Here is a 219-nt window from a genome sequence, read left to right as displayed (position 1 = left end):
CCACCGCCCCGATGATCAGCGTAGACGCGCCGGACAACAGCAGCGACAACACCCCGACCATCAGCGGCAAAACCGATGCGCCCGCCGGTTCGGTGGTAACCGTAGTGGTAACCGGTTCGGACGGCCAAAGCCAAACCGTTACCACCACCGTCAAGGCAGACGGCAGCTACAGCGTAGACGTGCCCAAAGCCCTGCCCGACGGCGGCTACACCGCCGAAG

The 219-nt window shown here is 64.8% G+C and carries 1 protein-coding gene; it reads left to right on the top strand.

Translation table 11 applies throughout. From position 1 onward, the window contains the following. Positions 1-219 (top strand): Ig-like domain-containing protein (locus IR141_RS14360; RefSeq protein ID WP_135037883.1); only part of this gene is annotated, 219 nt, incomplete at both ends.

The organism is Neisseria sp. 19428wB4_WF04 (assembly GCF_015235335.1).
Taxonomy (GTDB): Bacteria; Pseudomonadota; Gammaproteobacteria; order Burkholderiales; family Neisseriaceae; genus Neisseria; species Neisseria musculi.
This window is presented reverse-complemented; position numbering and strand designations above follow the sequence as displayed.